Origin of the sequence: Streptomyces tirandamycinicus, from assembly GCF_003097515.1 — a bacterium.
Taxonomy (GTDB): domain Bacteria; phylum Actinomycetota; class Actinomycetes; order Streptomycetales; family Streptomycetaceae; genus Streptomyces; species Streptomyces tirandamycinicus.
Genome location: NZ_CP029188.1, coordinates 1,956,451 through 1,982,793 on the forward strand (window position 1 = coordinate 1,956,451; position 26,343 = coordinate 1,982,793).

At 72.9% G+C, this 26,343-nt stretch carries 21 protein-coding genes, 1 tRNA gene and 2 pseudogenes; 8 read left to right on the plus strand and 16 right to left on the minus strand.

Annotation, left to right across the window (positions count from 1 at the left end; genetic code table 11):
- Nucleotides 1-251 precede the first annotated feature (251 nt).
- From DDW44_RS33500 to DDW44_RS08660, 3 genes are all read right to left on the minus strand, one after another.
- Nucleotides 252-1,271, minus strand: coding sequence for a single-stranded DNA-binding protein (locus DDW44_RS33500; RefSeq protein WP_425275626.1), 1,020 nt, complete (start codon nucleotides 1,269-1,271; stop codon nucleotides 252-254).
- 160 nt (nucleotides 1,272-1,431) lie between these two features.
- Nucleotides 1,432-3,558 carry a YfjP family GTPase gene (locus DDW44_RS08655; protein WP_108906060.1) on the minus strand — a complete coding sequence of 709 codons (2,127 nt, stop codon included), beginning with the start codon at nucleotides 3,556-3,558 and terminating at the stop codon, nucleotides 1,432-1,434.
- On the minus strand, nucleotides 3,555-5,174 hold the full coding sequence (locus DDW44_RS08660) for a dynamin family protein (RefSeq protein WP_018890066.1): 1,620 nt from the start codon (nucleotides 5,172-5,174) through the stop codon (nucleotides 3,555-3,557). The genes DDW44_RS08655 and DDW44_RS08660 overlap by 4 nt, the downstream gene beginning before the upstream one ends.
- A gap of 310 nt (nucleotides 5,175-5,484) precedes the next feature.
- On the opposite strand from DDW44_RS08660, the gene DDW44_RS08665 reads away from it, so the two are divergent.
- The 4 genes and pseudogenes from DDW44_RS08665 to DDW44_RS08680 form a co-directional block, all read left to right on the plus strand.
- Nucleotides 5,485-5,557: transfer RNA gene (locus DDW44_RS08665), tRNA-Arg, on the plus strand.
- A 144-nt stretch (nucleotides 5,558-5,701) separates the two neighbouring features.
- On the plus strand, nucleotides 5,702-5,971 hold the full coding sequence (locus tag DDW44_RS08670; protein ID WP_166802815.1) for a prevent-host-death protein: 270 nt from the start codon (nucleotides 5,702-5,704) through the stop codon (nucleotides 5,969-5,971).
- A pseudogene (locus DDW44_RS32650) lies at nucleotides 5,961-6,074 on the plus strand (VapC toxin family PIN domain ribonuclease); the annotation flags it as partial. The gene DDW44_RS08670 and the pseudogene DDW44_RS32650, both read left to right, overlap by 11 nt.
- A 1-nt stretch (nucleotide 6,075) precedes the next feature.
- A pseudogene (locus tag DDW44_RS08680) lies at nucleotides 6,076-6,352 on the plus strand (VOC family protein); the annotation flags it as partial.
- Nucleotides 6,353-6,642: 290 nt separating this feature from the next.
- On the opposite strand, the gene DDW44_RS08685 reads toward DDW44_RS08680, so the two are convergent.
- The gene (locus DDW44_RS08685) at nucleotides 6,643-6,870 is read right to left on the minus strand and encodes a GntR family transcriptional regulator (RefSeq protein ID WP_108908769.1); all 228 of its coding nucleotides are present in this window, start codon (nucleotides 6,868-6,870) and stop codon (nucleotides 6,643-6,645) included.
- Nucleotides 6,871-7,217: 347 nt separating this feature from the next.
- On the opposite strand from DDW44_RS08685, the gene DDW44_RS32000 reads away from it, so the two are divergent.
- Together DDW44_RS32000 and DDW44_RS08695 are read left to right on the plus strand one after the other, a co-directional pair.
- Nucleotides 7,218-7,427 (plus strand): hypothetical protein, encoded by a 210-nt coding sequence (locus DDW44_RS32000; protein WP_166802813.1) that lies wholly within the window; start codon nucleotides 7,218-7,220, stop codon nucleotides 7,425-7,427.
- The gene (locus tag DDW44_RS08695; RefSeq protein ID WP_108906063.1) at nucleotides 7,424-7,747 is read left to right on the plus strand and encodes a hypothetical protein; all 324 of its coding nucleotides are present in this window, start codon (nucleotides 7,424-7,426) and stop codon (nucleotides 7,745-7,747) included. Before DDW44_RS32000 ends, DDW44_RS08695 begins: the two co-directional genes overlap by 4 nt.
- A gap of 320 nt (nucleotides 7,748-8,067) precedes the next feature.
- Here DDW44_RS08695 and DDW44_RS08700 read toward each other — a convergent pair whose 3' ends face one another.
- The 3 genes from DDW44_RS08700 to DDW44_RS08710 form a co-directional block, all read right to left on the minus strand.
- Nucleotides 8,068-8,580, minus strand: a complete 513-nt coding sequence (locus DDW44_RS08700) for a flavoprotein (protein ID WP_108908770.1) — start codon at nucleotides 8,578-8,580, stop codon at nucleotides 8,068-8,070.
- 313 nt (nucleotides 8,581-8,893) lie between these two features.
- Nucleotides 8,894-10,222, minus strand: coding sequence for an MFS transporter (locus DDW44_RS08705; protein ID WP_108906064.1), 1,329 nt, complete (start codon nucleotides 10,220-10,222; stop codon nucleotides 8,894-8,896).
- Nucleotides 10,223-10,225: 3 nt separating this feature from the next.
- Complete coding sequence (locus tag DDW44_RS08710) at nucleotides 10,226-11,113, minus strand: alpha/beta hydrolase (protein WP_108906065.1); 888 nt, start codon at nucleotides 11,111-11,113, stop codon at nucleotides 10,226-10,228.
- 459 nt (nucleotides 11,114-11,572) lie between these two features.
- Between DDW44_RS08710 and DDW44_RS08715 the strand changes: the two genes are divergently transcribed.
- Nucleotides 11,573-12,064, plus strand: coding sequence for a cupin domain-containing protein (locus DDW44_RS08715; RefSeq protein ID WP_108906066.1), 492 nt, complete (start codon nucleotides 11,573-11,575; stop codon nucleotides 12,062-12,064).
- A 429-nt stretch (nucleotides 12,065-12,493) separates the two neighbouring features.
- Here DDW44_RS08715 and DDW44_RS08725 read toward each other — a convergent pair whose 3' ends face one another.
- The 6 genes from DDW44_RS08725 to DDW44_RS08745 all read right to left on the minus strand — a co-directional run bounded on the left by DDW44_RS08725 (nucleotide 12,494) and on the right by DDW44_RS08745 (nucleotide 19,864).
- Nucleotides 12,494-13,558 carry an ACP S-malonyltransferase gene (locus DDW44_RS08725; protein WP_108906067.1) on the minus strand — a complete coding sequence of 355 codons (1,065 nt, stop codon included), beginning with the start codon at nucleotides 13,556-13,558 and terminating at the stop codon, nucleotides 12,494-12,496.
- Nucleotides 13,555-13,941 carry a lipocalin-like domain-containing protein gene (locus DDW44_RS08730; protein ID WP_244223985.1) on the minus strand — a complete coding sequence of 129 codons (387 nt, stop codon included), beginning with the start codon at nucleotides 13,939-13,941 and terminating at the stop codon, nucleotides 13,555-13,557. The genes DDW44_RS08725 and DDW44_RS08730 overlap by 4 nt, the downstream gene beginning before the upstream one ends.
- Nucleotides 13,942-14,025: 84 nt before the next feature.
- Nucleotides 14,026-14,169, minus strand: a complete 144-nt coding sequence (locus DDW44_RS32005) for a hypothetical protein (protein WP_166802814.1) — start codon at nucleotides 14,167-14,169, stop codon at nucleotides 14,026-14,028.
- Nucleotides 14,170-14,192: 23 nt separating this feature from the next.
- Nucleotides 14,193-15,710 (minus strand): vWA domain-containing protein, encoded by a 1,518-nt coding sequence (locus tag DDW44_RS08735; protein ID WP_244224194.1) that lies wholly within the window; start codon nucleotides 15,708-15,710, stop codon nucleotides 14,193-14,195.
- Nucleotides 15,711-16,109: 399 nt separating this feature from the next.
- The gene (locus DDW44_RS08740; protein WP_108906068.1) at nucleotides 16,110-17,003 is read right to left on the minus strand and encodes an ABC transporter permease; all 894 of its coding nucleotides are present in this window, start codon (nucleotides 17,001-17,003) and stop codon (nucleotides 16,110-16,112) included.
- Nucleotides 17,000-19,864, minus strand: coding sequence for an alpha/beta fold hydrolase (locus tag DDW44_RS08745; protein WP_108906069.1), 2,865 nt, complete (start codon nucleotides 19,862-19,864; stop codon nucleotides 17,000-17,002). The genes DDW44_RS08740 and DDW44_RS08745 overlap by 4 nt, the downstream gene beginning before the upstream one ends.
- Before the next feature lie 502 nt (nucleotides 19,865-20,366).
- On the opposite strand from DDW44_RS08745, the gene DDW44_RS08750 reads away from it, so the two are divergent.
- Entirely contained in the window at nucleotides 20,367-21,536 is a 1,170-nt protein-coding gene (locus DDW44_RS08750; RefSeq protein WP_108906070.1) for a S8 family peptidase, read from the plus strand.
- Between the two features lie 329 nt (nucleotides 21,537-21,865).
- Here the strand turns inward: DDW44_RS08750 and DDW44_RS08755 are convergent, their stop codons facing one another.
- Genes DDW44_RS08755 through iolB form a run of 3 tightly spaced genes read right to left on the minus strand, consistent with a single transcriptional unit; the run spans nucleotide 21,866 to nucleotide 26,333 of the window.
- Nucleotides 21,866-23,368 (minus strand): CoA-acylating methylmalonate-semialdehyde dehydrogenase, encoded by a 1,503-nt coding sequence (locus DDW44_RS08755; RefSeq protein WP_108906071.1) that lies wholly within the window; start codon nucleotides 23,366-23,368, stop codon nucleotides 21,866-21,868.
- Nucleotides 23,369-23,391: 23 nt separating this feature from the next.
- On the minus strand, nucleotides 23,392-25,290 hold the full coding sequence (gene iolD, locus DDW44_RS08760; protein ID WP_108906072.1) for a 3D-(3,5/4)-trihydroxycyclohexane-1,2-dione acylhydrolase (decyclizing): 1,899 nt from the start codon (nucleotides 25,288-25,290) through the stop codon (nucleotides 23,392-23,394).
- Complete coding sequence (gene iolB / locus DDW44_RS08765; protein WP_108906073.1) at nucleotides 25,287-26,333, minus strand: 5-deoxy-glucuronate isomerase; 1,047 nt, start codon at nucleotides 26,331-26,333, stop codon at nucleotides 25,287-25,289. Before iolB ends, iolD begins: the two co-directional genes overlap by 4 nt.
- Nucleotides 26,334-26,343 lie beyond the last annotated feature (10 nt).

The window sequence follows — 26,343 nt, forward strand, 5'->3', positions numbered from 1 at the left end:
CGGGCGGCGCCCCGCCCGCGTACAGAGAGCGCAGTCAACACAGAATTCCCCTTCGAGCGAGGCCCTTTGGCGTGGGGTGCGTGGGGGGAGTGCCTCGCCGGCAGACTCAAGTGCCCCGTGAATATTGAGGAATCCTAAGGATGTGATGCGGCCCGATCCCCCGTCATACCGTCAGACAACCATTCCGAATCGGAATCGTTATCACCGACGGCGCACCCCTTCGGCTGTCGACAAATCTCCACGGTCGCGATTCAGGGCGGACCGGGGACACCCGCGGGCTCCGCGATGCGAGCGCCGGACGCGTTGCCGCAAGCGTCTCCCCGCCCGGCATGGGCTGCCCGACCCGGGACTGGCTCCGGACCGGTCACGGTGCTACCGGTACTTCGCGCGCGCCCACGCGCCCGCCCCGAGGCGGCACCCGACCGGCCCGGGCTCCGGCCCACCGGGTCCGACGGGCCGGGCCCGAACGGATCCCCTGCCGCCTCGGCGGGAGACACGGCAGCCGTAGGAGCGGAGAGACCCCGCACATCCGCCGCGACCGTCGGGGGCGCAGACTCGGCCGGGGCCGCCGGAAACGGCGGCACCGCTGCGGGCGCGCCGGGCGGCGGGGCAGGCGGCGGGGCCGCGGCCTCCGTCGTGACGGCCTGCCGTCCCGTCAGCCGTGCCTCCGCTCTCGTCACACGGCGGAATGCCGACGTCCCGCGTGCCAGGTCGTGCCCGGCCGCCACCGCATCGATGTCGACCGACGTCCTGAGCCTGCCTTCCCACTCCTCCTCACGCACCCTCAGACGACCGTGCACGACCAGTGGTTCACCCACCGCGACCGATGCCGCGAGATTCGCCCCCAGCGCTCGCCAGGCCCACACCGTGTAGAAGCTCGTGGGCCCGTCGGCCCAGCCGTCCCGCTGCCGGTCCCACCTCCGCGAGGGGACGGCGAACCGGAAGCGCGCCCTGCCCCCGGTCGCCGACTCCCGGTATTCCACGGCAGTCGCGACATTCCCCGCCAGCGTCACCATCACGTCGGTCATGACGTTCCCCCTGTTTCGTTGCCCGTGTCCGGCGTCCGCGCACCGTCGCGCCGACGCATCCCATACTGGGCCGCGAGGAGCATTCCGGCTGCCGCCTGTGGACGGGAGCGGGATTGTGGAAAACCCCGCCGCTCTCCCGGGTGACAGGGTGCTCCCGACGGGCTTCCACAGGCTCGGCAGGCTCCCGGCCACATCCCACCGGCTGTTCCCGGCAGGACCTGAAGCGCGTTCGCCACCCGCCATCCGTACACCGGCCGGTCCACCAGTCCGTACACCGGCCCGTGCGACTGCCGCTCCTCAGCCTGTGCACCGGCCCTCACCCCTCGCCGGCACGCGACTGGCCCCCCTCAACGGCACGGGCCCGGCCCCCCTCACCGGCACGCACCGCGCGCCGGTCCGCGACTCAGCGTCTGAAGGACACCGCCCCGTACTGCTCCCGCACCTCCCGGTAGCGGAGCAGCTCCGCCGCGATCGGGTCCAGCACCTTCGCCCGGCCGCACGCCGCCGCGGCCTCCCGCAGGCGCCGCTCCGCGTCCTGCCCGTAACGTCGCGCCGGTCCCCTGGCGGCGGCCGCACACGCCCACTCCACCAGCGGCCCGCCGATGATCCCGGCGAGCATCACCAGCACCGGCGGGAGGAGCCCCGGCTCCAGGACCCCGATGATCTGACCCACCAGCCACAGACCACCGAAGACCTGCAGCAGGGTCATGCACACCTGCACCAGCACGGCCGCCGGCCACCACGCCGGCCGGGGCAGACGGCCGCTGGGCGTGCCCAGTTCGGCGGCCAGGTCGTCGAGTTCCTCGGGGAGTCCGTCCGCACCGCGCACCGCCGCCTCGCGCACGGCCTGCGCCCACGGAGCCGGCAGTCCGTGAGCCGCGTCGTCGGCCACCGTCCGTACCGCCTGCTCGACCCGCTGACGGGCCGTGAGCTCCTCCTCCGCCGGCTGCTCGGGCTGCGGCAGACTCCCGCCGGGCATGCGCACGCGTCCGTACCAGCGCCACAGCCGCAGCCACGGTGTCCCGCAGGCCCGCCCTGCGTTCCTGCGCCACCGGCGTTCGGCCTCCTCGCCGACGGCGGTGGCGCCGACGGCGTTCGCCAGCCTGGCCGTGAAGTCGTCCCGGGCACGCTCACTGAGCCCGGGGCGGCCGTCGGCGACGTACATCGGCTTCAGCCGGTCCGCTGCCGCGTCGATGTCGGCGGAGACCCGGCGGGCCGCGGCGGTCTTCTCCTGCACGAGCCGTCCGAGAAGTTCGCGCAGCTCGCCGACGCCCTCCCCGGTGAGGGCCGACAGCGCGAGGACGGTCGCGCCGGGCTCGCCGTGCTCGCCGACCGCCATCCCGTCCTCGTCGAGCAGTCTGCGCAGGTCGTCGAGCACCTGGTCGGCGGCGTCGCCCGGCAGCCGGTCGATCTGGTTGAGGACGACGAAGGTGACCTCGGCGTGCCCCGCGAGGGGCCGCAGATAGCGCTCGTGGAGTGCCGCGTCCGCGTACTTCTCCGGGTCGACGACCCAGATGACCGCGTCGACGAGCTTCAGGACCCGGTCCACCTGGTCACGGTGCACCGTCATCGCGGAGTCGTGGTCGGGGAGATCCACCAGGACGAGGCCCTGCAGCGCCTCGTCGCCGCTTCCGCCGGCGAGGGGCCTGCGGCGCAGCCGGGGCGGAATGGCCAGCCGGTCGAGCAGCCCGGCGGCTCCTTCGGACCAGCTGAGGGAGATGGGTGCCGACGTGGTCGGACGGCGTAGCCCGGTCTCCGAGATCGGCACCCCGGCAAGGGCGTTGAAGAGCGTCGACTTGCCGCTGCCGGTGGCGCCCGCGATGGCGACGACGGTGTGCCGCGCCGACAGCTGCTGCCGCGCCGCCGCCTCGTCGAGCACCCGGCCCGCCTCGGCCAGGGCCTTCTCGTCGAGGCGGGTGCGGGAGAGCCCGACGAGCTCGCGGAGCGCGTCCAGTCTGCCGCGCAGCGGGGCGGCGTACGGGCCGCCGATGGGCACGTGCCGCTCGTCCCCGACCAGCGACCCGTCGTCCCCGGCGAGCTCCGACGGTTCGGCGGCACGGCGCGCGATGAGTCCGTCGTCCCACCGGTCCTCGTCGTCGTCCCCCGGAACGCCGCCCTCCCCCACGGTGTTCCGCTCCGCGCCGCCGTTCTTCCCCTCGGTGGCGTTCCCCGCATCGGCGTCCCTCTCCGCGCTCCGCGGTTCCGGGTCCGACGTGCCGTCCTCGCCGGCGGCCCGGGCCCGCGCCCCGCCCCGGGGGGTCGCGTGCCCGCCCTCGGGGCGGCCCTCCTCGTCGAGGCGGCTGCCGGGCGCCGGTGCCTCGGCCGCGGAGTGGCCCGCCGAACCGGCTGCGGAACCGGCCACGGAGCCGGCCGGGGAGTCAGCCGTGGAGTCGGCCGGGGCATCGGCCGCGGCGTGGTCCCGGTCGCCCGGCTCGCTCTCCGCCCCGGACGCATCCGGGGCCCCCTGCCCGGCTCCGGACCCCGGGCTACGGCCCTCGGTCTCGCCTGTGACTGCCGTCACCGCGGTCACCTCTCCTTCTGCAGTACGGACAGCGCGGCGATCAACTCGGCCTGCGGCTCCGGGCACAGTTCAAGGGAGTCGAGCGGCGCAAGGCGCCGGTCACGCTCCTCGTTCACGACGCGTTCGATGTACGTGGTCACCAGCTCCCCGCCCCGGTCGCGGAGCCGGAGAGCGCCCTGAGCACCCATCCGCTCCGCCAGCAGGTCCCCGGCGGCCCTGGCCCTCCGGCCGCCGAGCAGCGCGGTGGCGAGCAGCGCGGCGACCACCTCCGGGTCGGGCGCCGCGGAGCGTTCCATACCGCGTACTTCCTCCTCGGCGAGTTCCTCCAGGACCCGCCGCCAGCGCCGTACGGCCATGCCGATGCGCTCCGGCGTCTCCCCGTCGGCACGCGAGTGCCGGGCCAGGGCGGGACCGGCCGGTTCGCGTCGCCATGCCTCCTGGAGCCGCTCGTCGGCGGCGGCGACCGCGCACTGCAGCAGGGCGGTCAGGCCCTCCGCGAGCGCGTCGAGGAGCTCGCCCGCGGAACTGTCGCGCGGATAGCCCCGCCACCGGGTGCGTGCGTCGCCCGTGAGGACGGCGCCGCGCTGCACCTGCTTGCGCACCCGCTCGGTCTCCACCCCGTAGGCCTGCTCGACGGCGGCGGCGAGACGGACGGCGGCGGCGTACTGTGCGGCCACGGCACCCGCGAGCTCCGGCATCCGGGCGTTCAGCGAGTCGATGACCCCGGCGGCGGTGCGCACGACCGTCTGCTGACGCGCGGCGGGGTCCAGGGCCCGGTGTGCCAGCCAGTCGCGCAGCGCGGCGACGGCGGTGTCGGGCAGCAGCCCCCGGCCGCCGCCCGCGGACTCGGGCAGTTCGGGGATCGTGAACCGCGGTACGTGCCCGAGCCCGGCCTTGGTCAGCAGGGCCGCGTACTGCCGGGACACCTCGTTGATCACCTGGTGCGGCACCCGGTCGAGCACCGTGACCAGCATGGCGTCGTACTCCTTCGCCGTACGGAGCAGATGCCAGGGGACCGCGTCCGCGTAGCGCGAGGCCGTGGTGACCATGATCCATACGTCCGCGGCGCAGATCAGCTCGGCGGCCATGATCCGGTTCTCGACGACGAGGGAGTCGATGTCGGGCGCGTCGAGCAGGGCCAGTCCGGGCGGCAGGGACACCGCCGTCTCGATCCGCAGCGCCCTTTCCTCGGGCTTGGCCTTGGTCTTCGTCCGGTCGCGGGCGGCTCCGGGCGGCTGCTCCGTCTCGTCCTGCTGCGGGAGCCACACGCGGGTGAAGTCCGGCAGTACGCGCATGTCGGCGAACCAGTGGCGATCGTCCGGGTGGCAGACGAGCACGGGCGTGCGCGTGGTCGGCCGCAGCACCCCCGCCTCGGTCACCCGCCGGCCGACGAGCGAGTTGACCAGAGTGGACTTGCCGGCTCCGGTCGATCCGCCGACGACGGCGAGCAGCGGCGCGTCGGGGTCCTTCAGCCGGGGCACCAGATAGTCGTCGAGTTGCGCGAGCAGCTCGGCTCTCGTCCGCCGCGCCCGCGGAGCTCCGGGAATGGGGAGTGGAAGACGCACGGCTGCGACTCGGTCGCGCAGGGCGGAGAGTGCGTCGATGAGCTGAGGCCGTACTTCCATGGTCACCACATGCGAAGAATGCCCAATTTTGGAGGTTTTTTGAAGCGTATGAGCCCCCCTGCGCGCCGATCAGAACAACGGGACAGACGGGACGAGTGGGGTGCAGGCATAACGAGTGCACAACACCCGAGGTGTGAGGCGAAAAAACCGCTGCGAGAATCGCATCTGCCTGCGATTATCGGTTCGCTTCACCGAACCTCCACATGATGCCACGCAGGTGAAGCATCCGGGGCAGGGCGATCGGAGCCCTATCCTTGTCCCGGCAAGGTCACGGTCGACCCGGGGCTCCAGGCCGCCGAGGCCACATCCGGCCCCCGTAGCTCAGTGGATAGAGCAGGCGCCTTCTAAGCGCTTGGCCGCAGGTTCGAGTCCTGCCGGGGGCGCATACAGCCTCTCACCTGCGGAAACGCGTGAGGGGCTCTTTCATGTCCGGATGCACACCGCTCCACGAGCAGGCGCCTCCGCCTGTTCACGACCGCGGGCAACGATGTAGCACCGGGTAGCACACCCTCGCTATCGTGGACAGCATGGCAGCGCAGCCGGAGATCACTCAGCGCGATCTGCGCACCCGCTCCAAGGAGATCATGGACGCCGTCCAGGGAGGACAGGCGTTCACCGTCACCCGCGACGGGCACCGTGCCTGCGAGCTGATCCCGCTCCGCCGCCGTCGCCGCTTCGTCCCCCGTGCCGAGTTCGCGGCCATGTCACGCACCACCCCCGACATCTCACTGGACGCCCTCCGCGAAGACCAGGACGCCGCCGTCGAGCAGGAGTTGGAAGACCCCTATACCCGTTGAGCACCGGCAGGGATTGCTCGATACCAACATCATGATCCTGCGCAAGTGGATCGACGCCGACGAACTGCCCGCCGAGATGGCCATCAGCGCCGTCACTCTCGCGGCAGCGGGATTCCTGGTTCGCCTGCGTTCGACCCCTCAGGTGTGGGCCCGCGGCTGCACTTCCAGCGCGTCCCCGAGGGGAAGGCCGCCAAGAACCGGGTGCACCTTGATGTACGGGTCGGCACCGGCCTCGTGGGCGAGGAGCGCCTCGCCGCGCTTGAGGCGGAATGCGCACGCCTGGTCCCGCTCGGTGCGGTACACGTGCGAACGCTGTACGACGGCAATGACGCGTGCATCCCGATGCTGGACATCGAGGGCAACGAGTTCTGTGTCGACTGAGATGCCGCGAACGTGGCTTCCCCCGGTCCCCATGAGCCGGGACGAAGGCAGGAGGGGCGGTAGTCAGCCAAAGGCCCCCCGGAGCTGAGGCCAAGCGTTTTGACGGCATTCGTTCGCGAGTGACCAGCGAAGACACAGGTGGGCACACCGCGTTCCGTACCCGCCGCGCAGGTCGACCGGCTGTCCGGTCCGGCGCTCGCCAGAGGCAATCCGGCAGCCGCCGAGGTGCCCACCCGGCGAGCCCCAGGCCGCCGAGGCCGCATCGGGCCCTGTGGAGCAGGCGGTGGGGATCAGCTCTCGCAGACGAACGAGCCCTGCCCCAGGACGGTCCTCAACCTGCCCTCGGAGCGGATGGCGGCTACCGCCTTCTGCGCAGTGGACTGGCTGACGTCGTACTGAGCGGCGATGTCAACGGTGCCGGGGAAGCGGTCGCCTGGCCCCCACTCCCCCGCGTCGAGTCGGCGGCGAAGGTCGTCCGCAACCTGCGGCCAGACCGGCACGGAGCGATCAAGGTTCATCACTCCAGACTCCGCGCTATCGCGACAATGAGCTATCGCGGTTTCGCGCTAGTGCGCTAGTGCGGTAACGCGGTAGCGCGTAAGCTGGGAGGGAGTACGCAGCACGCCCAGCACCAACGAAAGGAGCCCGGCGACCGATGCAAGCGGCCCCGGGGCATGGCCCGCACAGCAACAAGGAGAGTGCAGACGTGCGAACTCTACTGGCCCTACTCCTCCTCTCATGGCTCATGCCATCGACCGGCAAGCGCCGGGCACGGACCGCGCCGAGGGGTACTCACGCTCCGCCCAACCGCGGCACGGCGGACACCCGGGCCCGGCGCCTGATCGTCACTCGCCGACCGCTGGGTGTGGAACGTCCCGCTCACTGGCCTCCCCTCACCGCCCTGCGCGCACAGATCCTGCGCGGGGAAGACGGGGCGCTGGTCCGTCCGTACCTCATCGCATGGGAGCAGGAGCAGGAGCGGCGAGGGCGGAGGGACCGCCGACGTGCCACCGTGCTGGCGGCTCTCGGCCAGGACTTCGCGGCCGGCGTCGACTTCCACGGCGCGACGGCATGAGCGGAATCCGGCGGATCCCGCTGCTTCCCTGGCCTGGCCCGGAGGGCAACCCTGCGCATCTCGTCACGGACGGAACGTCCACGATGCTCTCGCGTCTCGCCGACAGGGTGGAGGCCGAGCAGATCGAGACGGCCGCCGTCCTGCGTGACCTGGCTCTCTCAATGGTCGTGGACCATGTGGATCCCACGCCTCAAGAGCTCCTGTTCATCACCCGCCGCCTGTGCGAGGCGGTGACGGACCTGCTGAAGATCGCGGAGAGCAGGGCCGCTCGCATCCCGCCCTACGACGAGCCGGACGACCGGTCGCCGGCCGTCGAGTAACCCCAAGAGGAGAGTCCCAGGAGGAGACCCCCAGGAGGAGAGCCACGAGACCCGGACGGCTCTATGAGCTGCCGACGCCGATCCACGAGTGGGAGGACGCCTGGCGCGCCTCTCCGGTGTGTCACGCCCGGGCCGGACGCACACGGCGTCGGGGCCGGGAAGCGGAGGGGGCCGTGTCAGCACCCGGGCTGACGGTCGCAGACCCGGCTCGGGGGCCTGCCGGTTCAGCCCGCCCGTTCGTACGGGCGGACGAATGGACGAACGGGCAAACGGATGCCCGTCCGTACCGGGAGTGGTACGGCGGCCGCGCGGCCTCTGCATCAGGGAGCCCGCTCCGGCGCGAGCAGTTCGAGGGCCTCCTCCCAGCGGAACACGTCGGCTCCGCCGGTCTCCGGCCGCACGGACGGCTCGTGGGAACCGATCAGCACGCCCATCGCCCGCAGCCGCTCCAGACTCTGCCGATAGGCGGGGTGGGCGGCCTGCGCCGCGTTCAGGCACGGCAGCACGGCGACCGGGACACCGGAGCCGTACGACTCGCACAGGATGCCCAGCGCCAGGGTGTCGGAGATCCCCGCCGCCCACTTGTTGATGGTGTTGAAGGTGGCGGGGGCCACCGCTATCGCGTCCGGGGGAGGCAGCGGGCGAGGGTCGCCGGGCCGCCGCCAGGCCGAGCGGATCGGGTGTCCGGTCTGGGCCTCCACCGCTTGGCGGTCGATGAACTCCAGGCCCTGGGGGGTGGCGACGACCCCGACGTCCCAGTTCCGCTCCTGTGCCGCGGTGATGAGCTTGCCGACACCGCCCGCGACCCCCGCGGCGCAGACGACGACGTACAGGAACGGCTTTCCGCCGAACGCGGAGCCCTCACCGGATGCGGAGGACCCGCCGGACGCGGACGACCCGCCGGACGCGGACGACCCGCCGACGGCGGGCTTCCGCCGGGGCCGACCGGGCGGCGCCGGTGCGCTGGGCTTGGTCAGTTCGTCGCTCACGTGGGTTCCCCGGTCGTCGGCTGAGGCAGTGCGCCCCACGCAGCGTATGCGCACCGGCTGGGCCGTGCGGCCCCTTCCGCACGGGAGGTGCACGGGGATCCGTCCGCTGAGCCCGGCGATGCCTCGGACCGGTTCCCGTCCGCGCACGGCGGACCCGTCAGGCCGTCCGGTCCCGTTCCCTGAGATCCGGCCCGTCCGGGGGCTCGGGATGCCGCGACGGCTCCGGTGCCTCCTGCGCCGGGGGCGGGCGGGGTGCGGTATCCGCCGCTCCGGTTCCGTCCCGGTCGGCGTCGCGCCCCGTGGCCCGCTCGGCCAGCAGCGCCGCGAACGCGGCCACCAGCGACACCAGTCCGCCCACGACGAGCCCGGAGCGGGCTCCGAAGCGCTCGGCGAGCCATCCGGTGCCCAGCGCGCCCAGCGGGGTGGACCCCTGGAGGATCAGGGCGTAGAGCGCCATGACGCGGCCGCGGTAACGAGGGTCGCTGCCCAGCTGGATGCGGTGGTTCGCCGCCTGTACGAAGTAGATCGAGGCGAAGCCGGTGAGCGCGAGCAGCACCATGGCGGCCGCGAACCCGGGCGAGCACCCGGCCACCGTCTCCAGCGCCCCGAACAGGAGCGCCGACACGACCACCGTCCGGCCGGACGGGCGGCCGCGGCGGGCGGTGGTGACGAGCGCGGCCGCGAGTGAGCCGGCGGCGAACGCCGCGGTCAGCAGCCCGAACGCGTCCGCGTCCGCACCGAACACGGTCTTCGCCAGCAGCGGGAGGGTGAGCTGGAAGTTGAGCCCGCACAGCCCGACGACCGCGAGCAGCGCCAGCGGCAGCACCAGGTCGGACCGGGCCAGGACGTGACGGAGCCCGTCCACGATCCGCGCCCGGCTCTCGGGGGCGCCGCGGTGCAGCTCCCCCGGCCGCATCATGCGCAGGGCCACCACCGTCGCCAGATAGCTCGCCGCGTTCAGCAGCATCACCCAGCCCGTCCCCAGGGCGGCGATCATCAGCCCGGCCAGGGCCGGCCCGGCGACACGGGCGGTGCTGAAGTACGCGGCGCTGAGGGCCGACGCGTTCGGCAGCAGATCCGCGCCGACCATCTCGCTGACGAACGACACCCTGGCGGGCACCTCGACCGCGTTGACGACACCGAGGCCCAGGGCGAAGAGCCCGATGTGCCACAGGCGTACCGCCCCGCTCAGCACGAGGCCGGCGAGGAGCAGGGCGAGGACCGCCGAGATCGCGTTGGCCGCCGTCAGCAGGAGCCGCTTGTCGTGGCGGTCCGCCAGGCGGCCGCCGAGGAGGGTCAGCAGCAGCAGCGGGGCGAACTGAAGGGCCGTCACGATGCCGAGCGCACGGGCCGAGTCGCCGGTCAGGCCGAGCACCAGCCAGTCCTGGGCGACGATCATCATCCAGGTGCCGGCCACGGACACGACCTGTCCGGCGGCGAAGAGCCGGAAGTTGCGTACCGCCAGCGAACGGAACGGGCCCGTCACGGATCAGACCGCCGCCGCGCGTGGCTCGGGCGGTGTGCCGGACGCGTCCGGCACACCGCCGGCGGAAGACTGCAGGCACTCCTCCAGGAAGCCCAGCGCCCGCAGATGGTAGGCGCGTGCCGCCCATCCAAGGCTGATGTTGTGGCCGGCGCCCGGCAGCCGGTCCACGACGACACGCGGCGCGGCGAGGTGCGCCCTCAGCTCGGTGACGGCCTCCTCGTCATGGCGCCACCAGGCCTCGAACTCGGCGAAGGTCAGCCGGACGGGGACGCGGACGTCCGCGGCGACGGCGGGGAACTCCTTGGGCCAGCGGGCCGCTTCCACACGCTCCCGCACGGGCATCCCGGCCACGACCGAGGCGGCGGCGGTGAAGGTCTCGGGCGGGTACAGGCCGAGCGGACCCCAGTTCAGTCTGCGGCTTCCGTGGGCGCCCTCGTCGGGCAGCTCCTCCGGGGTGACGTCGTAACGGTGACCGCAGCCGGAGATGTCCAGCCCCAGCAGCCGGTCGTGGACGGACCGCGCGGCCGCGGTGAGCGCGAGCTTTCCGCCGTAGGAGTGGGCGAGCAGCAACAGGCCTGCTCCGTACGGGTGACCGGCGGTGAAGCCGTGCAGCGCGGCGCTCAGTGACGCGGCCTGCTCGGCGAGGGTCTGGCCCTCGGGCAGCCGTTCGGCGGAGGCGCCGTAGCCGGGGCGGTCCAGGGCGAGCACGGTGTACCCGAGGCGGGCCCCGAGAGTGAGCAGGGACAGGCCGGGATCCGCCTGGCCGTCGAAGTAGCCGGCGTTCATGCCGCCGCCGTGCAGCGCGACGACCGTGGCGCGCGGCGTGCCCGCCGGGACGGCCAGCAGAGCGGACAGCGGCAGACCGGCGGCGTCCAGGGTGATGCGCCGCACTCCTCGGGAGTGGAGGGGACGGGACACGGGGGCTCCTCGGAAAGGTCGGCGTACGGGACGGGAGCCGGGCTTGCCCGGAGCCTCACGGGGCGGCGTGCGGCGGGCTGTCCGGTCGTGGCGGGGCGGCTCCGGGGCGGGACGCGGGGCCGGCTCCGCAGTCGGGCTCGGGCGCGGCTCCGGAGCGGGGTGCGGCACCGCGGTGTGGGGTGCGGACGGTAAAGAGCACGAGACGACCGTATGCGCATCCCTCCGCACGGCACCGTCACCACGGCACGGCCACGGCGGGGCGGCTCACCCGCTCGGCCCAGCGCGGGCCGAAGGGCGGCCGTCCCCGAGGGCTCCCGGTGCGGGCGGCGGGCGTGGCCTGCACGGCTCGGCCGGGTGCGCAACAGGGGGTAGCATGCGGGGCTTTGGGGTCCGGAGGGATCCATGGGGACACAAGCGCGGAAGGAACGACACATGGCGCCCACTCCCCGGCCGGGCGTGCTCGCACTGCTGGACGAGCTGACCGCCGATCTGCCCCCGGACCGGGCCGGCGCGCTGTGGCGCCTGGCGGAGGAGTCCCGCCAGCTCGACGCGAACGTGGTGCGCCTGCCCGCCGGCGGCCGGATAGCCGGACATGTGGAACCCGACCTCGATGTGCTGCTGTACGTGGCCGCGGGTGACGGGGTCCTGGAAATGGAGGGCCGGTCGCAGGACGTGGCCGCCGGCTCGGTGGTCTGGCTGCCGCGCGGCAGCCGACGGGCGCTGCGGGCGGGGCCCGGGGGCCTGGTGCAGCTGAGCGTGCACCGCCGGCGTCCCGGACTGGCCATCAAGGCGGCCGCGGGGGCGCCCGGGGGAGGCGAGGCCGCGTGTCTGCTGGGCCGGGTCTGCACGGAGTGCGGGCGCCTGGCGGGCGAGTCCGACGCCCGCTACTGCAGCCGCTGCGGGGAGGAGCTGCCCGGCCGGTGAACCGTTCCGGCGGGTGCCTCCCCGTTGGACCGGCGGCCGTATCCGGGCGCCACGGGAGTCTCCGGCGTTCGGGTGCGGCTGCGCCTGGAGGCGGTTGCGGAGGTCGATCCCCTCGGGGGTGAGCGGGACCTCGGGTCGGCGGATGCGGACGGGCTTGGGCCTCAGCGGCAGGTCGTCGTCCGTCGCGGACGAATCGGGGGGTGTGGTACTTCGCGGCGGTCTCGCCGCCGCGGATCCGGCAGGCGCTGCCAGCGGGCGCGTCACAGTTCGGGCAGTCGTGACGTTCTACCGCCGATGCCGCCTGATCGGGCGTCAAATCCATGGCGGCGGCCGCTCAGAAGTGCCTCGCACAACGCGCCGGTTTCGAGAGGTCTTTTGCGAGTGGCGACCTGCGGAAATGTGATCGCTCCGGGGGCTCTCGCAGAACTCTCACAGATGGTCATTTGTGAGAAGGCCTAGATCCCCCGGTCCATCCGCGGTCCGAATCTGTGCCTCGTTCGCCAGGCGGGCCAGGAAGTTCGTCTGGTTTCCGTTGGACTGCGTGGTGAGAGGGGTGAAGGTGCGGGCGGCGGGCAGCAGTGTCTTGAGGCAGCGGATGAGGCTGTCTCCGATTCCCACTTCGACGAACAGCCGCTGGCCGGGAGGGTCGAAGCTGTGCAGGGTTTCCATCAGGTATAGGGGTTTGATGGTGTTCTCGATGATGCCTTCGCGTAAATCGTCGGCGTCGGTGTAGGCACGTCGGAGGGTGGGAGAGATGACGGGGATACGCAGGGGGCGTTGTCGCAGGTCGCTGGTGTCGTCGAGGAACAAGTCGAGGACCTTCCGCAGCGACGGGTGGTGTGAGGCATAGGGCAGCCAGAGTTTGTGCAGACGCGGTGCGCCGGAAGCATTACGGGCGAGCAGGGCGGCGATGGCCTCGGTGGGGCCACTGACGATGGTCTGCTGCGGTGCGTTCAGGCAGGACACCGCGAGGTCTGGGTGGGTGGCGGTCAGCAGCGTGCGGGTGGCCTCCTCGTCTGCCCGGACCAGGACCATCGCACCGCGTCCCACGAATTCGCGGTAGTGCGTGTTCATCACGCAGACCATGCGGGTTCCCTCGGCGACGGTGAAGGCGCCGGCACAGATCAAAGCGGAGTATTCACCCAGGCTCTGTCCCACGATGGTCTGCGGGCGCAGGCCGCTGTCTTGCAGGAGGTGGGAGAGGACGGTGGAGGCGGCGAACTGCGCGAGTTGCGGCATGCCGTAATCGAGGTCGGCGGTCGGGCGTGCGGCGAGCAGTACGGCGCGGGTTGGTCCGTAGCCGTGCGCCGCGGCGGTACGGTCGATGTCGTCGAGTACCTGATCCGCCTTGTCCCAGAGTGTCGGCCGGTGTTGGGCGATGGCCCGGCGCAGCCCTGTCAGGGCACCTCGGGGGTCGTTGCCCTGGCCGGGAAAGAGGAAGACCGTTGCGTCGTGAGACGCCCGTTCGATGCCGGTGGGACGGCTGGTGGTCATCGGTTTGACTCCAGGCCTGGTGGCCGGTGCCAGACGACGGTCAGGACGGTGCCGTTGGGATCCGGCGGTGTCCGGAGGACCAGCTGGTTGTCGGTGAGTGTGGCCCAGCGGAGGAATTCCGCTCCGGCCCACTCGGGAGGGGTCCCGAGCAGCGTGCGATGGACCACCCGGTCCCCCAGCCATTGGTAGGTGCCCGCGTAGCCGATGTAGCCGCCCGGGCCGGAGAGGTGGACCGACATCTGGCCGTCCACGGTGTAGATCAGCAGTCCCTGGACGGGCCGGCCCAGAGGGTATTCGGTCCCGTCGGGCCCTTCGGCCGTGAACGACACTGCCTGCCAGGCTCCGAGCACCCGGTGAATCCCGGTGTCTGACGCTGTGTGCATGTGGCCTCCGTCTTGTTCGCCGAGGGAGGCTTCCCGCTCCGGGCCGCGGTCAGACACAACCGGACGGCACTCGACAACTCAAGATCACCCCGTGGCCTCCGGCACCGCGAGCGTGGCCACCAGTTGCCCCGGCAACTCCCGGTCCGCGCGTGCGGCGGCTCTGGCGACCGTGGCGTACAGCCGCTTCTCCGCGACGCCGCGCGCCTCGGAGACCTGCCGTGCCGGCACCGAGACCCCGGGTCCTCGGCCCCTCACCCCATCAGCCGGTCCGCGCTGCGGATCGACTCGGCGAGCCGCTGCACGGCGGCGTCCTCCGTGCGGCGCGCCAGTCCGTCGGCCCGTTCCGCCAGGTCGCCCAGCCGCGGCGCGCCGGGGGTCTCAGCGCCCCGGAGGCGCTGGGCGAAGTACGCCGCCGTGGCGCTGACCTGGAGTCGCGGCGAGGTGCCGGGAGCCCACAGGTCGCGGTCCATCCCGGCCGCGTCGACGGTGCCGACCGCCTCGTGCGGCGCCCTGGTGCGCGGGTCGAGCCAGCGGACGGTCGCCGTGGCGACCCGGCCGGACGCGCCGTCCCTCAGCCGCACCGCGTACAGCGCGGTCACCGCGTGGCCGGGGCCGACCTCGCCGCCGTCCACGCGGTCGTCGCGGAAGTCCTCGTTCGCGACGTGCCTGTTCTCGTATCCCAGGAGGCGGAACTCCCGGACCGTTCCCGGATCGAAGGCCACCTGAGCCTTGGCGTCCCGGGCGCGCAGTTCCAGGTGGGCGGGCAGCCGGTCGACGAAGACGTCCCGGGCCTGGGCCGGGGTGGAGACGTACGTGGTGTGTCCGTCGCCGCGGTTGGTGAGCCGTTCCATGAGCCGGTCGCCGTACTCACTGCCGACCCCGACGCCGAAGAGCGTGATGCCGAACTCCTTCCGGGCGCCGCCGATCCGCTCCAGGATGGCGTCCGCCTCGGTCTCGCCGGTGTTGGCGAGCGCGTCGGAGAGGAGCACGACGCGGTTGTTGGCGCCCCGCCTGCGTCCCTCGACGGCGACGTCGTATCCCGTGCTGACACCGGCCTCCACATTGGTGGAGTCGGTGGGCTCCAGGGCGGCGACGGCGTCGTGGATCCGGTCGCGGTTGCCGTCGAGCCGGGTCATCGGAAGCCGGGTCTCGGCCTCGTCGCTGAAGGTGACCAGCGCGATGGAGTCGTCGTCGCGGAGCTGGTCCGTGAGGATGCCGAGGGATTCCTTGACCAGGTCGAGACGACCCGGCTCGGCCATCGACCCGGAGACGTCGACGACGAACGTCAGTGCGGCCGGAGGCCGCTCGGCGGTCCTGCCGGACGGGCGGGTGGCCAGTCCGATCCGCAGCAGCGACCAGTCCCCGCCGCCGCCCTCCACCCTCGCGCCGTCCACGGTCACCGAGAAGCCGTTGCCCTCGGGGCGCGGATAGTCCTGGTCGAAGCTGTTGACGAACTCCTCGGGCCGCACCGATTCGGGCTCCGGCACCCGTCCCCCGGCGAGCGTCCGGCGAGCGTAGCCGTAGGATGCCGTGTCCACGTCCAGGGCGAAGGTGGACACGAGGTCCGGCGCGGTGGCGGCATCCCGCTTATCCCCGCCCTTCGCGTCGGCTGCTCCGCCGTCCCGATCGTCCTCGGCGGGGCGTCCTCTCCCGTCGGGCGGCACCGGTGCCGGGGCGCCGTCCGCGCGGCTCCGGCCGCCGTCCTCAACGGTGCGTTCGGCCCGCGCTCCCGTACCGCAGCCCGTCAGCAGTACGGCCCCGGCGAGCATCGCCACCAGCAGCGCCCTCGTTCTGCGGGCGCATGCCCCCGATTCCCCCGACTCCGCCGACTCCGCCGACTCCGCCGTTCGCTTCCGCGTCTGCGTTCGCGCATTCGGACCCGTACCCGTACCCGTACTCGTACTCGTACTCGTGCTGGCACCGGCACTCGCACGCGCAGTCGCCCGCGGACTCGTCCACGCCGTCATGATCCGCCCCCTGAAATCGCCGGCATCTGTGGATCTGACGTGCCGGGGCGGCCGGGAGGAGCAGACGAACGCGTTGCGGATGGGTCTCGATGCGGCAACGGCCTACCGCCCCGGCGCCGTTGCCGGTTGGCGCGGGCGCGCCCGGCGCGAGACCCGGGGTGACGCCGCCCGGCTCCGTACGCGGGCGGCTCGCCGCGGCGGTCAGGACACGACGTCCTTGCGGGCGAACCCGCGGAAGGCCAGGGCGACCAGTACCAGGGCGAAGGTCACGGACACCGCCGTGCCCTTCAGCATCCCGCCCCATTCGAGCTGGGGCTGAAGAGCGTCCGCCCAGGCGAACTGCCAGTGCGCCGGCAGGAAGTCGCGCCACGAGCCCAGCGCCGTCACGGCGTCCAGGACGTTGCCGATGATCGTCAGCCCGACCGCTCCGCCGACCGCGCCCAGTGGTGCGTCGGTCTTGGTGGACAGCCAGAACGCGAGTCCGGCGGTGACCAGTTGGGAGACGAAGATGTACGCGACGACCAGTGCGAGCCTGGGCAGCGTGTCCTCCGTCGGCAGCGAGCCGCCGGTCGGGAGGCGCAGCGGCCCCCAGCCGTACGCCACGGTCCCCACCGCCAGTCCGACCAGCGGCAGCAGGAGCATCGCCGCCGCGCTGAAGCCGAGTGCGACCGCGAGCTTCGACCACAGCAGCCGCGACCTGGGTACCGGCGCCGCCAGCAGGTAGCGCAGCGATGACCAGCTCGCCTCGGACGCCACGGTGTCGCCGCAGAACAGCGCGACCGGCACCACCAGCAGGAATCCGGCCGACACGAACAGGCAGGTGGCCGCGAAGTTGGCGCCCGAAGCGGTCGCCGTGTCCATCAGGTTGATCCGGCCGCCGCCGTCGCCGCGCTCCTCGGGTGAGCCGCCGATCGCGAAGGCCGTGATCAGCACGAACGGCAGGGCCGCCAGGATGGCGCCCATCACCAGCGTCCGCCGCCGCTTGAGCTGGCGCACCGTCTCGACGCGCAGCGGCAGGGTGCGCCGCGCCCGGTATCCGGGCGCGGCCGCCACACTCACCGCAACGGCCCCGGTGCGCACGGGGGTGGTGTTCATGCGGATGCTCCTCCGATCAGGGTGAGGAACGCGTCCTCCAGGCGCCGGTGCGGTCCCACTCCGGTCACCGGCACGTCCAGCCGGACGAGTTCGGCGACCAGGTAGCTCGCGCCCGCACCGTCCAGGCGGACCAGGAGGCCGCCGTCGGTGCGGAAGGCGGACGCCACCCCGGGCAGGGCCGCGATCTTCTCCACGAGCGGTGCGGACGGCTCCTCGGCCGTCGTCACCAGCAGGGTGTCCCCCGCGCCGGTGATGTCGGCGACGGGTCCCGCCTGCACCAGCCGGCCGCGGTCCATGACGACGAGGTGCGTGCAGGACTGCTCCACCTCCGAGAGGAGGTGGCTGGAGACGATGACGGTCCGGCCCCCGGCCGCGTAGCGGATCATCACGTCCCGCATCTCGCGGATCTGCGGCGGGTCCAGCCCGTTGGTCGGTTCGTCCAGGATGAGCAGATCCGGCAGCCCGAGCATGGCCTGGGCGATGGCGAGGCGCTGCCGCATGCCCTGCGAGTAGGTGCGGACCGCGCGGGCGAGGGCGTCGCCGAGGCCCGCGATCTCCAGGGCCTCCTCCACATGGGAGTCCTGGGCGGGGCGGCCGGTGGCCCGCCAGTAGAGCTCGAGGTTCTCCCTGCCGGACAGGTGCGGCAGGAAGCCGGCGCCCTCGACGAAGGCGCCCACCCGGGAGAGGACCGGCGCTCCGGGCCTGACGGCGTGTCCGAAGACCCTGATCCCGCCGTCGTCGGGGGCGATGAGCCCCATCAGCATGCGCAGGGTGGTGGTCTTGCCGGCGCCGTTCGGGCCGAGGAGCCCCAGCACCTGGCCCTTCTCGACGCGGAAGGAGAGGTCCCGCACCGCGTACCGGTCGGCCGATCCGGCGTACCGCTTGGTGAGCCCGGTGATCTCCAGCGGTACGTCGGCGAGCGCGGGATCGGGTGCCGGTGCGGCGGTCCGGCGGCGCGCGGTCAGCAGCAGCGCCGCCGCTGCCACCGCGCCCGCGGCGGGCAGGCCCCACACCCACCAGGGCAGGCCCGCCGCCTGGGTGGTGACACCGGGTGCGGTGGGCACGCTCAGCGGTCCGGCCGGGGTGACCGAGTAGGCCGCCGGGGCGGCGGGCGAGGCGTGGGCGAGGTCGGTGGCGGCGAGCACCAGCCGGAGCCGGTGGCCCGCCTCGACCTCGTGGTCCACCGCGGGGAGCGTCAGTTCGACGGTCCTGCCCGCCTTGGCGTCCTCGATCCGGACGGGGGCGACGAGCTGGGCGGGAAGCACCTGCTGCCGGCCGTCCGGGCCAACGTCGTAGACCTTGCCGAAGAGGACCGCCGTTCCGTTGTCCGAGGTGACCTTCACCCGGACGGTGGGCGAGCCGGTGATCCGGGTGCGGCGGTCGAGCGGCGCTGAGTCGAAGCGGGCGTGCTGCCCCGGGAAGTCGAGCGAGAGGCCGACGCCGAGCGAGGAGAGCCCGGAGAGCCCGCCGCCCAGTCCGGGCACGGTGGAGATCCCCGGCGGTCCGGCTCCGGCCGGGTTGCGGAAGTGCTGCGTCCCGCCGGTCAGTACGACCTCGCGGCGTCCCGCTCCCAGGCCCGGGTACGCGTCGGCCGTGGCGCCGCGCAGGGTTGCCTGCCCGTCGGTGGAGTCGACGCCTCCGGTGCGGCTGACCCGGAACGCGGGGCCGGGGTCGGCGGTCTTGTCCCCGTTCAGGTACCGGTCGAACCAGGCGGAGATCCGTTGCTGGACCCGGGCCGTCTCCAGATCGCCGCCGTCGTGGCCGCCGGCGATCCAGTCGACCGCGACGGTCGCCCCGTTGCCGGCGATCGCCCGGGCCATGGCGTCGGCGTGCGAGAGCGGGAAGAGCGAGTCGGACTGCCCCTGGACGATGAGTGCGGGGACCTTGATCCGGTCGGCGACGGCGGACGGGCTGCGGGCCTCCAGCAGGGCCCGGGCTTCGGCGTCCGGGCTGCCGCTGGTCGCGACGCGCTCGTACATGGCGCACAGGGCGGGTTCGAAGCGTCCGCAGGCCGGCGCGGGCTGCCCGGCGGAGGCGTCGCGTGCGCTGCCCCGGCCGGTGGCGCCGGACTGCGTGGGGGCCCCGGCGCCGGCACCGGTGACCGGGCCCGAGTCGGCACCGGTCCCCGCCCCCGAGTCCGCTCCGGAGCCCGAGCCGTCCCCTGGGCCGGCGCCGTCCCCGGCGGGAGCGTCGGCCGGCGGTACGGCGGAGTCGGGGACGAGTCCGGACCCGCCGGCCGAACCGGCCGTGAAGAACAGCCCCGCCCAGAGCTTCTTGAAGACGCCGTCCGGGAACAGCGCGTCGGCGAGGTTCCAGTACGTGATCTGCGGAGCGATGGCGTCGACCCGGCGGTCCTGGCCGGCCGCGAGCAGGGAGACGGCGCCGCCGTAGGACGCGCCGGTGATCCCCACGCGCGGGTCGCCCTCGGCGTCCAGCTCCACCTCCGGCCGGGCGGCGAGCCAGTCGATCAGCCGCGAGACGTCCCTGACCTCGCGCTCGGGGTCGTTCAGCCCGATGGTGCCGGTGGACGCGCCGAAGCCGCGGGCGGACCAGGTCATGACGGCGTAACCGTCCCTCGCCAGCGCCTCCGCCTGCTGCCGCACGGCGTCCTTGCTGCTGCCGAAGCCGTGCCCGATCAGCACGGCGGGCCGGCGGCCCTCCCCGGAGGTGAAGTACGAGGTGTCGATTCTCGCGCCCGGCACGGCCAGCATCCGGTCCTCGCGGTGCACGGCGGGCTCTTCGCCCGAGGCGGCGGCGGTCCAGGTGCCCGCGCCCGCCAGCACGGCGAGGGCGGCGACGGCCGTGAGCAGCCGCCTTCGGCGCCGGGGCGGCACGGCTCGGCCGGGGAGTCGGATCCTCATGCCCGAAACCCTAAGCGGACGGCGGTCCCGGCTGCCGCTGCCGCCGGGCTGAACCGTGTGACCTCCTCGGGTAGTACCCGGGGTCACCGCCGTACTCCAGCCGCGGTACACGGAGCCGTACTCCAGCCGGAACACGGAGCCGGGTGCGCGGGGAACGGATCGGAGCCGGGGCGCGGCCGGGCGCCGGATGTGATCCCCGATCGGCGTATTGCGCCCTCTTGGAGGGGCACTTCATGACAGTTCATCCCCGGGGGATTCATCCGGATATGCACAGTGGCCCCAAGTGGGCGTGTGCACAATGCAGATGTCGCCGATGTCCGCCAAATTGCCCATGCCACCTGCGGTTTTGCTCCAACTGATCGGTAGCAACCCCTTGTGTGCCGCATCACCTCACGAGAGGCTGTGCCGGCGTCCGCACCGCCGCGCGGACGCTTGTCGTGTTCCGATCAAATAGAGAGGTCAGGTGCACGAGATGAGATTCACTGCCCGCCGCTTCATACCCATGGGCGCGCTGCTCCCCGCAGTCGTCGTCGCGGCCGGTCTCCAGTTCGCCGTCACCCCCACAGCGCACAGTGCGCCGATCGGCGATCTTCGTCTCGCCCCCACTGCAACCGCCGTACAGAACAGCTGGATCGTCGTCCTCAAGGACGGCAGCACGAAGGTCTCCGAGGTGACCGCCGACGAGGATGTGACCCCCCAGCGCGTCTTCCGGTCGGTGCTCAACGGATTCTCCGCCTCCATGCCCAAGGCCAAGGCCGAACGGCTCGCCGCCGACCCCCGGGTGGCGTACGTGGAGCAGAACAGCGTCGTCCGCCTCAACGAGACGCAGAACAACGCCACCTGGGGCCTGGACCGCGTGGACCAGCGCGATCTGCCGCTGTCCACGACGTACACGTACGGCACCACGGCGTCGAACGTGAACGCGTACATCCTCGACACCGGCATCCGCACCTCGCACAGCGAGTTCGCGGGCCGGGCGAGCGTCGGCACGGACACCATCGGCGACGGCCAGAACGGCCAGGACTGCCAGGGCCACGGCACCCACGTCGCCGGCACGGTCGGCGGCAAGACGTACGGGGTCGCCAAGGGCGTCAACCTGATCGCCGTACGCGTCCTGGGCTGCGACGGCTCCGGTACGACCGCGGGCGTCATCGCCGGTGTCGACTGGGTGACGGCGAACGCGGCCAAGCCGGCGGTGGCCAACATGAGCCTCGGCGGCAGCGCCAGCGCGGCCCTGGACGACGCGGTGAGCCGCTCCATCGCCTCGGGCGTCAGCTACTCGATCGCGGCGGGCAACGGCATCCTGGTCGGCATTCCCGCGAACGCGTGCAACTACTCGCCGGCCCGTGTCCCCGAGGCGATCACGGTCGGCGCCACGGACAGCACGGACCGGCGGGCGTCGTTCTCCAACTACGGCACCTGCCTGGACCTGTTCGCCCCCGGGGTGGGCATCACCTCGGCCTGGAAGGACAGCGACAGCGCGACGAGCACCATCTCCGGTACGTCGATGGCCACCCCGCACACCGCGGGTGCCGCGGCGCTCTACCTGGCGAACAACCCCACGGCGTCCCCGGCCCAGGTCCGCGACGCCCTGGTGAACAACGCGACCAGCGGCAAGGTCACGGACCCGCGTTCGGGCTCCCCGAACAAGCTGCTGTACTCGCTGTTCTGATCCCCGCGGCAGCGGCCCGATCGGGGCGAACGGCCGGATCGGGCTGCCCGATCCGGCCGGTGTCCGCCGTCACGACGGCGACGGCTCCGGCCGGGCCGGGCTGGGCCGGGACCGTGGGATGCCCGAGGAGCCCTTCCCCGGCGGGGCAGGCCCGCTCTGGGGCCGACCCGCGCGGGTCGGCCCCGTCCTCGGCATCAGCCGCCGGGCGGGCCTACCCGAAACCCGGAGCGGCCCGCGAGCCGCACGAAGACCCGTACGGGTGAGGGTTCCGTACGGGCCCGCGTGGCGTCGCGGGCCGCCGGCTGCGCCGGGTGTCCCGGCGCGGGCCGTCAGTGGTTGCGCGGGAAGCCGAGGTCCACGCCGCCGTGCGGCTCGGAGGGGTCCGGCCAGCGGGTCGTGACGACCTTGCCGCGGGTGTAGAACTGCACGCCGTCGTTGCCGTAGACGTGCAGGTCGCCGAAGAGCGAGTCCTTCCAGCCGCCGAAGGAGTGGTAGCCCACCGGGACCGGGATCGGCACGTTGACGCCGACCATGCCCGCCTGGACTTCCAGCTGGAAGCGCCGGGCGGCGCCGCCGTCGCGGGTGAAGATCGCCGTGCCGTTGCCGAACGGCGAGGCGTTGATGAGCGCGAGGCCCTCCTCGTAGGTGTCGGCGCGCAGCACGCACAGGACGGGGCCGAAGATCTCGTCGCGGTAGGCGTCGGAGTCGGTGGACACCTTGTCCAGGAGGGACAGGCCGATCCAGTGGCCGTCCTCGTAGCCGTCGACGGTGTAGCCCGTACCGTCGAGGACGACGTCTGCGCCCTGCTCCGCCGCGCCGTGCACATACGAGGCGACCTTGTCGCGGTGGGCCCTGGTGATGAGCGGGCCCATCTCGGACGCCGGGTCGTCGCCCGGGCCGATCTTGATCTTCTCGGCGCGCTCGCGGATCTTGTCGACGAGCTCGTCGCCGACGGCGCCGACGGCCACCACCGCGGAGATCGCCATGCAGCGCTCGCCCGCGGAGCCGTAGGCGGCGGAGACGGCGGCGTCCGCGGCCGCGTCCAGATCGGCGTCGGGCAGCACCAGCATGTGGTTCTTGGCGCCACCCAGCGCCTGCACGCGCTTGCCGTTGGCCGAGGCGGTGGTGTGGATGTGGCGGGCGATCGGGGTCGAGCCGACGAAGGAGACGGCCGCGACGTCCGGGTGCTCCAGGAGGCGGTCGACGGCGACCTTGTCGCCCTGGACGACGTTGAAGACACCGTCCGGCAGGCCCGCCTCGGCGAGCAGCTCGGCGATCTTCAGCGACGCGGAGGGGTCCTTCTCACTCGGCTTGAGGACGAAGGTGTTGCCGCAGGCGATGGCGAGCGGGAACATCCACATCGGCACCATCGCGGGGAAGTTGAACGGCGTGATGCCGACGACGACGCCCACGGGCTGGCGGATCGCCGCCACGTCCACCCGGTTGGACACCTGGGTCGACAGCTCGCCCTTGAGCTGCGTGGTGATCCCGCAGGCCAGGTCGACGATCTCCAGACCGCGGGCCACCTCGCCGAGCGCGTCGGAGTGGACCTTGCCGTGCTCCGCGGTGATCAGTTCGGCGATCGCGTCGCGGTTGGCGTCGAGCAGCGCGCGGAAGCGGAAGAGGATCGAGGTGCGCTGGGCCAGGGAGGAGGTGCCCCAGGTCTGGAAGGCGATCCTGGCCGCGGCCACGGCACGGTCGACCTCCTCGACGGACGCGAGCGCGACCCGGGTGGTCACGGCACCGGTCGCCGGGTCGGTGACCGGTCCCCAGTCGCCGGACTCGCCCTCGACGGTCTTGCCACCGATCCAGTGGTGGACGGTCTTCGTCATGACGGATAGCTCCTTCGGGTCCCTCAGAGATGGCGGCGCCGGGCTGCGACCTGCCGGTCGTACTCCTCCCGGGCCTTGACCGCCGACGGCCGGGTCGCGGTCTCGGCCACGGGAACATCCCACCACGCCTGCGCCGGGGGCGCGCCCGACACTGTGTCTGCCGTTTCGGTCTCGACGTAGACACATGTGGGGCGGTCGGCCGTACGGGCCTCGGCCAGGGCTTCGCGCAGGTCACGTACGGTCTTGGCGCGGATCACCCGCATCCCGAGGGAGGCCGCGTTGGCGGCGAGGTCGACCGGGAGCGGCGCCCCGGTGTAAACGCCCCCTCCGGGTTCCCCGGCCCGCGACGGCGCCGGTTCCCGGTGGCGGTAGGCCGTGCCGAACCGCTCGGCGCCGACCGCCTCGGAGAGACCGCCGATCGACGCGTACCCGTGGTTCTGCAGCACGACCAGCTTGATCGGGACGTTCTCCTGGACCGCCGTCACGATCTCGGTGGGGTTCATCAGATACGTGCCGTCGCCGACGAGCGCCCAGACCGGACGCCCGGGCGCGGCCATCGCGACGCCGATCGCCGCGGGGATCTCGTAGCCCATGCAGGAGTAGCCGTACTCCACGTGGTACTGGTCCCGGGAGCGCGTCCGCCACAGCTTGTGGAGGTCGCCGGGGAGCGAGCCCGCGGCGTTGACCACGATGTCGTCGCCGGTGACCAGGCGGTCGAGCGCGCCGAGGACCTGGGTCTGGGTGGGGCGGACGTTCTCGTCGGGCGCGTCGTAGGCGGCGTCGACCCGGTGCTCCCAGCGTTCCTTGTCCTCCGCGTACTCCGACTCGTAGCCGTGGTCGACATGGTGTCCGCGCAGCGCCCCGGTCAGTGCGTCCAGTCCGGCCCGGGCGTCCGCGACGAGCGGGAGCGCCGCGAGCTTGTGGGCGTCGAAGCCGGTGATGTTGAGGTTGAGGAACCGGACACCGGGATGCGTGAACAGGGTCGACGAGGCGGTGGTGAAGTCGGTGTACCGGGTGCCGACGCCGATGACCAGGTCCGCGGTCCTGGCGAGTTCGTCGGCGGTGGCGGTGCCGGTGTGGCCGATGCCGCCCACGTCCGCCGGGTGGTCGTAGGGGAGGGAGCCCTTCCCGGCCTGGGTCGAGGCGACGGGGATCCCGGTGGCCTCGGCGAGGGTGCGCAGCGCGCCCTCGGCCCCGCTGTGGTGGACTCCCCCGCCGGCGACGAGCAGGGGCCGCCGGGCGGACCGCACGGCGAGCACGGCCGCGGCGAGCTCCTCCGGATCCGGCTGCGGCCGGCGCACGTGCCAGACGCGCTCGGCGAAGAACTCCTCGGGCCAGTCGTACGCCTCCGCCTGCACGTCCTGGGGCAGCGCGAGCGTGACCGCCCCCGTGGCGGCCGGGTCGGCGAGGACCCGAGCGGCGGCGAGGGCGGCGGGGATCAGCGCTTCGGGCCGGGTGATCCGGTCGAAGTACGCGGACACCGGGCGCAGGCAGTCGTTGACCGACACATCGCCCGCGTACGGGACCTCCAGTTGCTGGAGGACGGGGTCGGCGGGGCGGGTCGCGAAGATGTCGCCGGGGAGGAGCAGGACCGGGAGCCGGTTGACGGTCGCGAGGGCGGCTCCGGTGACGAGGTTGGTGGCGCCCGGGCCGATGGAGGTGGTGACGGCGTGCGTGGACAGCCGGTTCGACTGGCGGGCGTAGCCGACGGCCGCGTGCACCATCGCCTGCTCGTTGCGTCCCTGGACGAAGGGCATGTCCCCGGACTCGACGAGGGCCTGACCGATCCCGGCCACGTTGCCGTGGCCGAAGATGCCCCACATGGCTGTGACGAGCCGCTGCCTGCGGCCGTCCCGTTCGGTGTACTGGCGGGCCAGGAACCGCACCAGTGCCTGGGCGACGGTCAGTGTCCGTCCGCTCATCGGTAGCCCTCCGTGTGGTCGGGGTGGAAGCAGATCCGCCAGGCGCGCTCCGGCCCGGGGCCGGCCATGACGTTCAGGTAGTACATGTCGTGGCCCGGGGCGGCGATGGACGGGCCGTGCCAGCCGTCCGGGACGAGGACGGCGTCACCGCTGCGGACTTCGGCGAGCAGATCGGTGCCCCCTGGACGGGACGGTGACACCCGCTGGTAGCCGAAGCCGTGGTCGCCCTCGATCTCGAAGTAGTAGATCTCCTCGAGTTCGGTCTCCTCGCCGGGGCGGTGCTCGTCGTGCTTGTGCGGCGGGTACGAGGACCAGTTGCCGCCCGGGGTCAGCACCTCGACGGCGATGAGGCGGTCGCAGGTGAAGGTGTCGGCGGCGGCGAAGTTGCGCACGCGGCGGGCGCAGCCGCCCGAACCGCGGTCCTCGACCGGGACGTCCGGCGCGGGGCCGCGGCGCGCGGGGAGCCGCCGCTCGCACCTCGCTCCGGCCAGGGCGAAGCGGCCTCCGGCGGCGGAGGCGATCAGCACCCGGGCGTCGCGCGGGACGTACGCGAAGTCGGTGACTCCGGCGAACACGCCTGCTCGGCCGGCCAGTTCCATGGTCGTGTCCTCGGTCCGCACCGTGCACCCGCCCGCCAGCGGCAGCACGATCCACTCGCTGTCGCCGGTGTCGAGTCGGTGGGAGGCGCCGGGGGCCAGCTCCAGGATCCGCAGCGCGGAGTACTCCCAGCCGGCCCTCCCGGGGTCGACGGCGAGCGCGTACGGACCGTCGGCCGCGGTCCCGGCCGGGAGGTGCCGGTCGTGTGCGGTCCGGTTCTCGCGATCCCCGTGGGCCCTGTGGTCATGGTGGTCCGCGCGATCCCCGTGGTCCGCGCGATCCCCGTGGTCCGCGCGATCCCCGTGGTCCGCGCGATCCCCGTGGTGCCTGTGATCGTTACGAGCCTCATGGTCCTCGTGGGTCTCGTGGTCCTCGTGGTCCCTGTGGTCCCTGTGGTCCTCGTGGGCCTCGTGGTTCTCGGGGGCCCTGTGATGCTTGTGGTCCATGAGTCTTGCG

What these genes read in the sequence shown, in the direction of transcription:
- DDW44_RS08725 (WP_108906067.1), bottom strand. Translation starts at nt 13,558, where the DNA reads ATGACCACCAGCCGTCCCACCGGCATCGAACGGGCGTCTCACGACGCA.
- iolB (WP_108906073.1), bottom strand. Translation starts at nt 26,333, where the DNA reads ATGGACCACAAGCATCACAGGGCCCCCGAGAACCACGAGGCCCACGAG.
- DDW44_RS08685 (WP_108908769.1), bottom strand. Translation starts at nt 6,870, where the DNA reads ATGAACCTTGATCGCTCCGTGCCGGTCTGGCCGCAGGTTGCGGACGAC.
- DDW44_RS08735 (WP_244224194.1), bottom strand. Translation starts at nt 15,710, where the DNA reads ATGCTCGCCGGGGCCGTACTGCTGACGGGCTGCGGTACGGGAGCGCGG.
- DDW44_RS08660 (WP_018890066.1), bottom strand. Translation starts at nt 5,174, where the DNA reads ATGGAAGTACGGCCTCAGCTCATCGACGCACTCTCCGCCCTGCGCGAC.
- DDW44_RS08755 (WP_108906071.1), bottom strand. Translation starts at nt 23,368, where the DNA reads ATGACGAAGACCGTCCACCACTGGATCGGTGGCAAGACCGTCGAGGGC.
- DDW44_RS33500 (WP_425275626.1), bottom strand. Translation starts at nt 1,271, where the DNA reads ATGGCGGGTGGCGAACGCGCTTCAGGTCCTGCCGGGAACAGCCGGTGG.
- DDW44_RS08750 (WP_108906070.1), top strand. Translation starts at nt 20,367, where the DNA reads ATGGGCGCGCTGCTCCCCGCAGTCGTCGTCGCGGCCGGTCTCCAGTTC.
- iolD (WP_108906072.1), bottom strand. Translation starts at nt 25,290, where the DNA reads ATGAGCGGACGGACACTGACCGTCGCCCAGGCACTGGTGCGGTTCCTG.
- DDW44_RS08695 (WP_108906063.1), top strand. Translation starts at nt 7,424, where the DNA reads ATGAGCGGAATCCGGCGGATCCCGCTGCTTCCCTGGCCTGGCCCGGAG.
- DDW44_RS08745 (WP_108906069.1), bottom strand. Translation starts at nt 19,864, where the DNA reads ATGAGGATCCGACTCCCCGGCCGAGCCGTGCCGCCCCGGCGCCGAAGG.
- DDW44_RS08740 (WP_108906068.1), bottom strand. Translation starts at nt 17,003, where the DNA reads ATGAACACCACCCCCGTGCGCACCGGGGCCGTTGCGGTGAGTGTGGCG.
- DDW44_RS08730 (WP_244223985.1), bottom strand. Translation starts at nt 13,941, where the DNA reads ATGCACACAGCGTCAGACACCGGGATTCACCGGGTGCTCGGAGCCTGG.
- DDW44_RS08715 (WP_108906066.1), top strand. Translation starts at nt 11,573, where the DNA reads ATGGCGCCCACTCCCCGGCCGGGCGTGCTCGCACTGCTGGACGAGCTG.
- DDW44_RS08670 (WP_166802815.1), top strand. Translation starts at nt 5,702, where the DNA reads ATGGCAGCGCAGCCGGAGATCACTCAGCGCGATCTGCGCACCCGCTCC.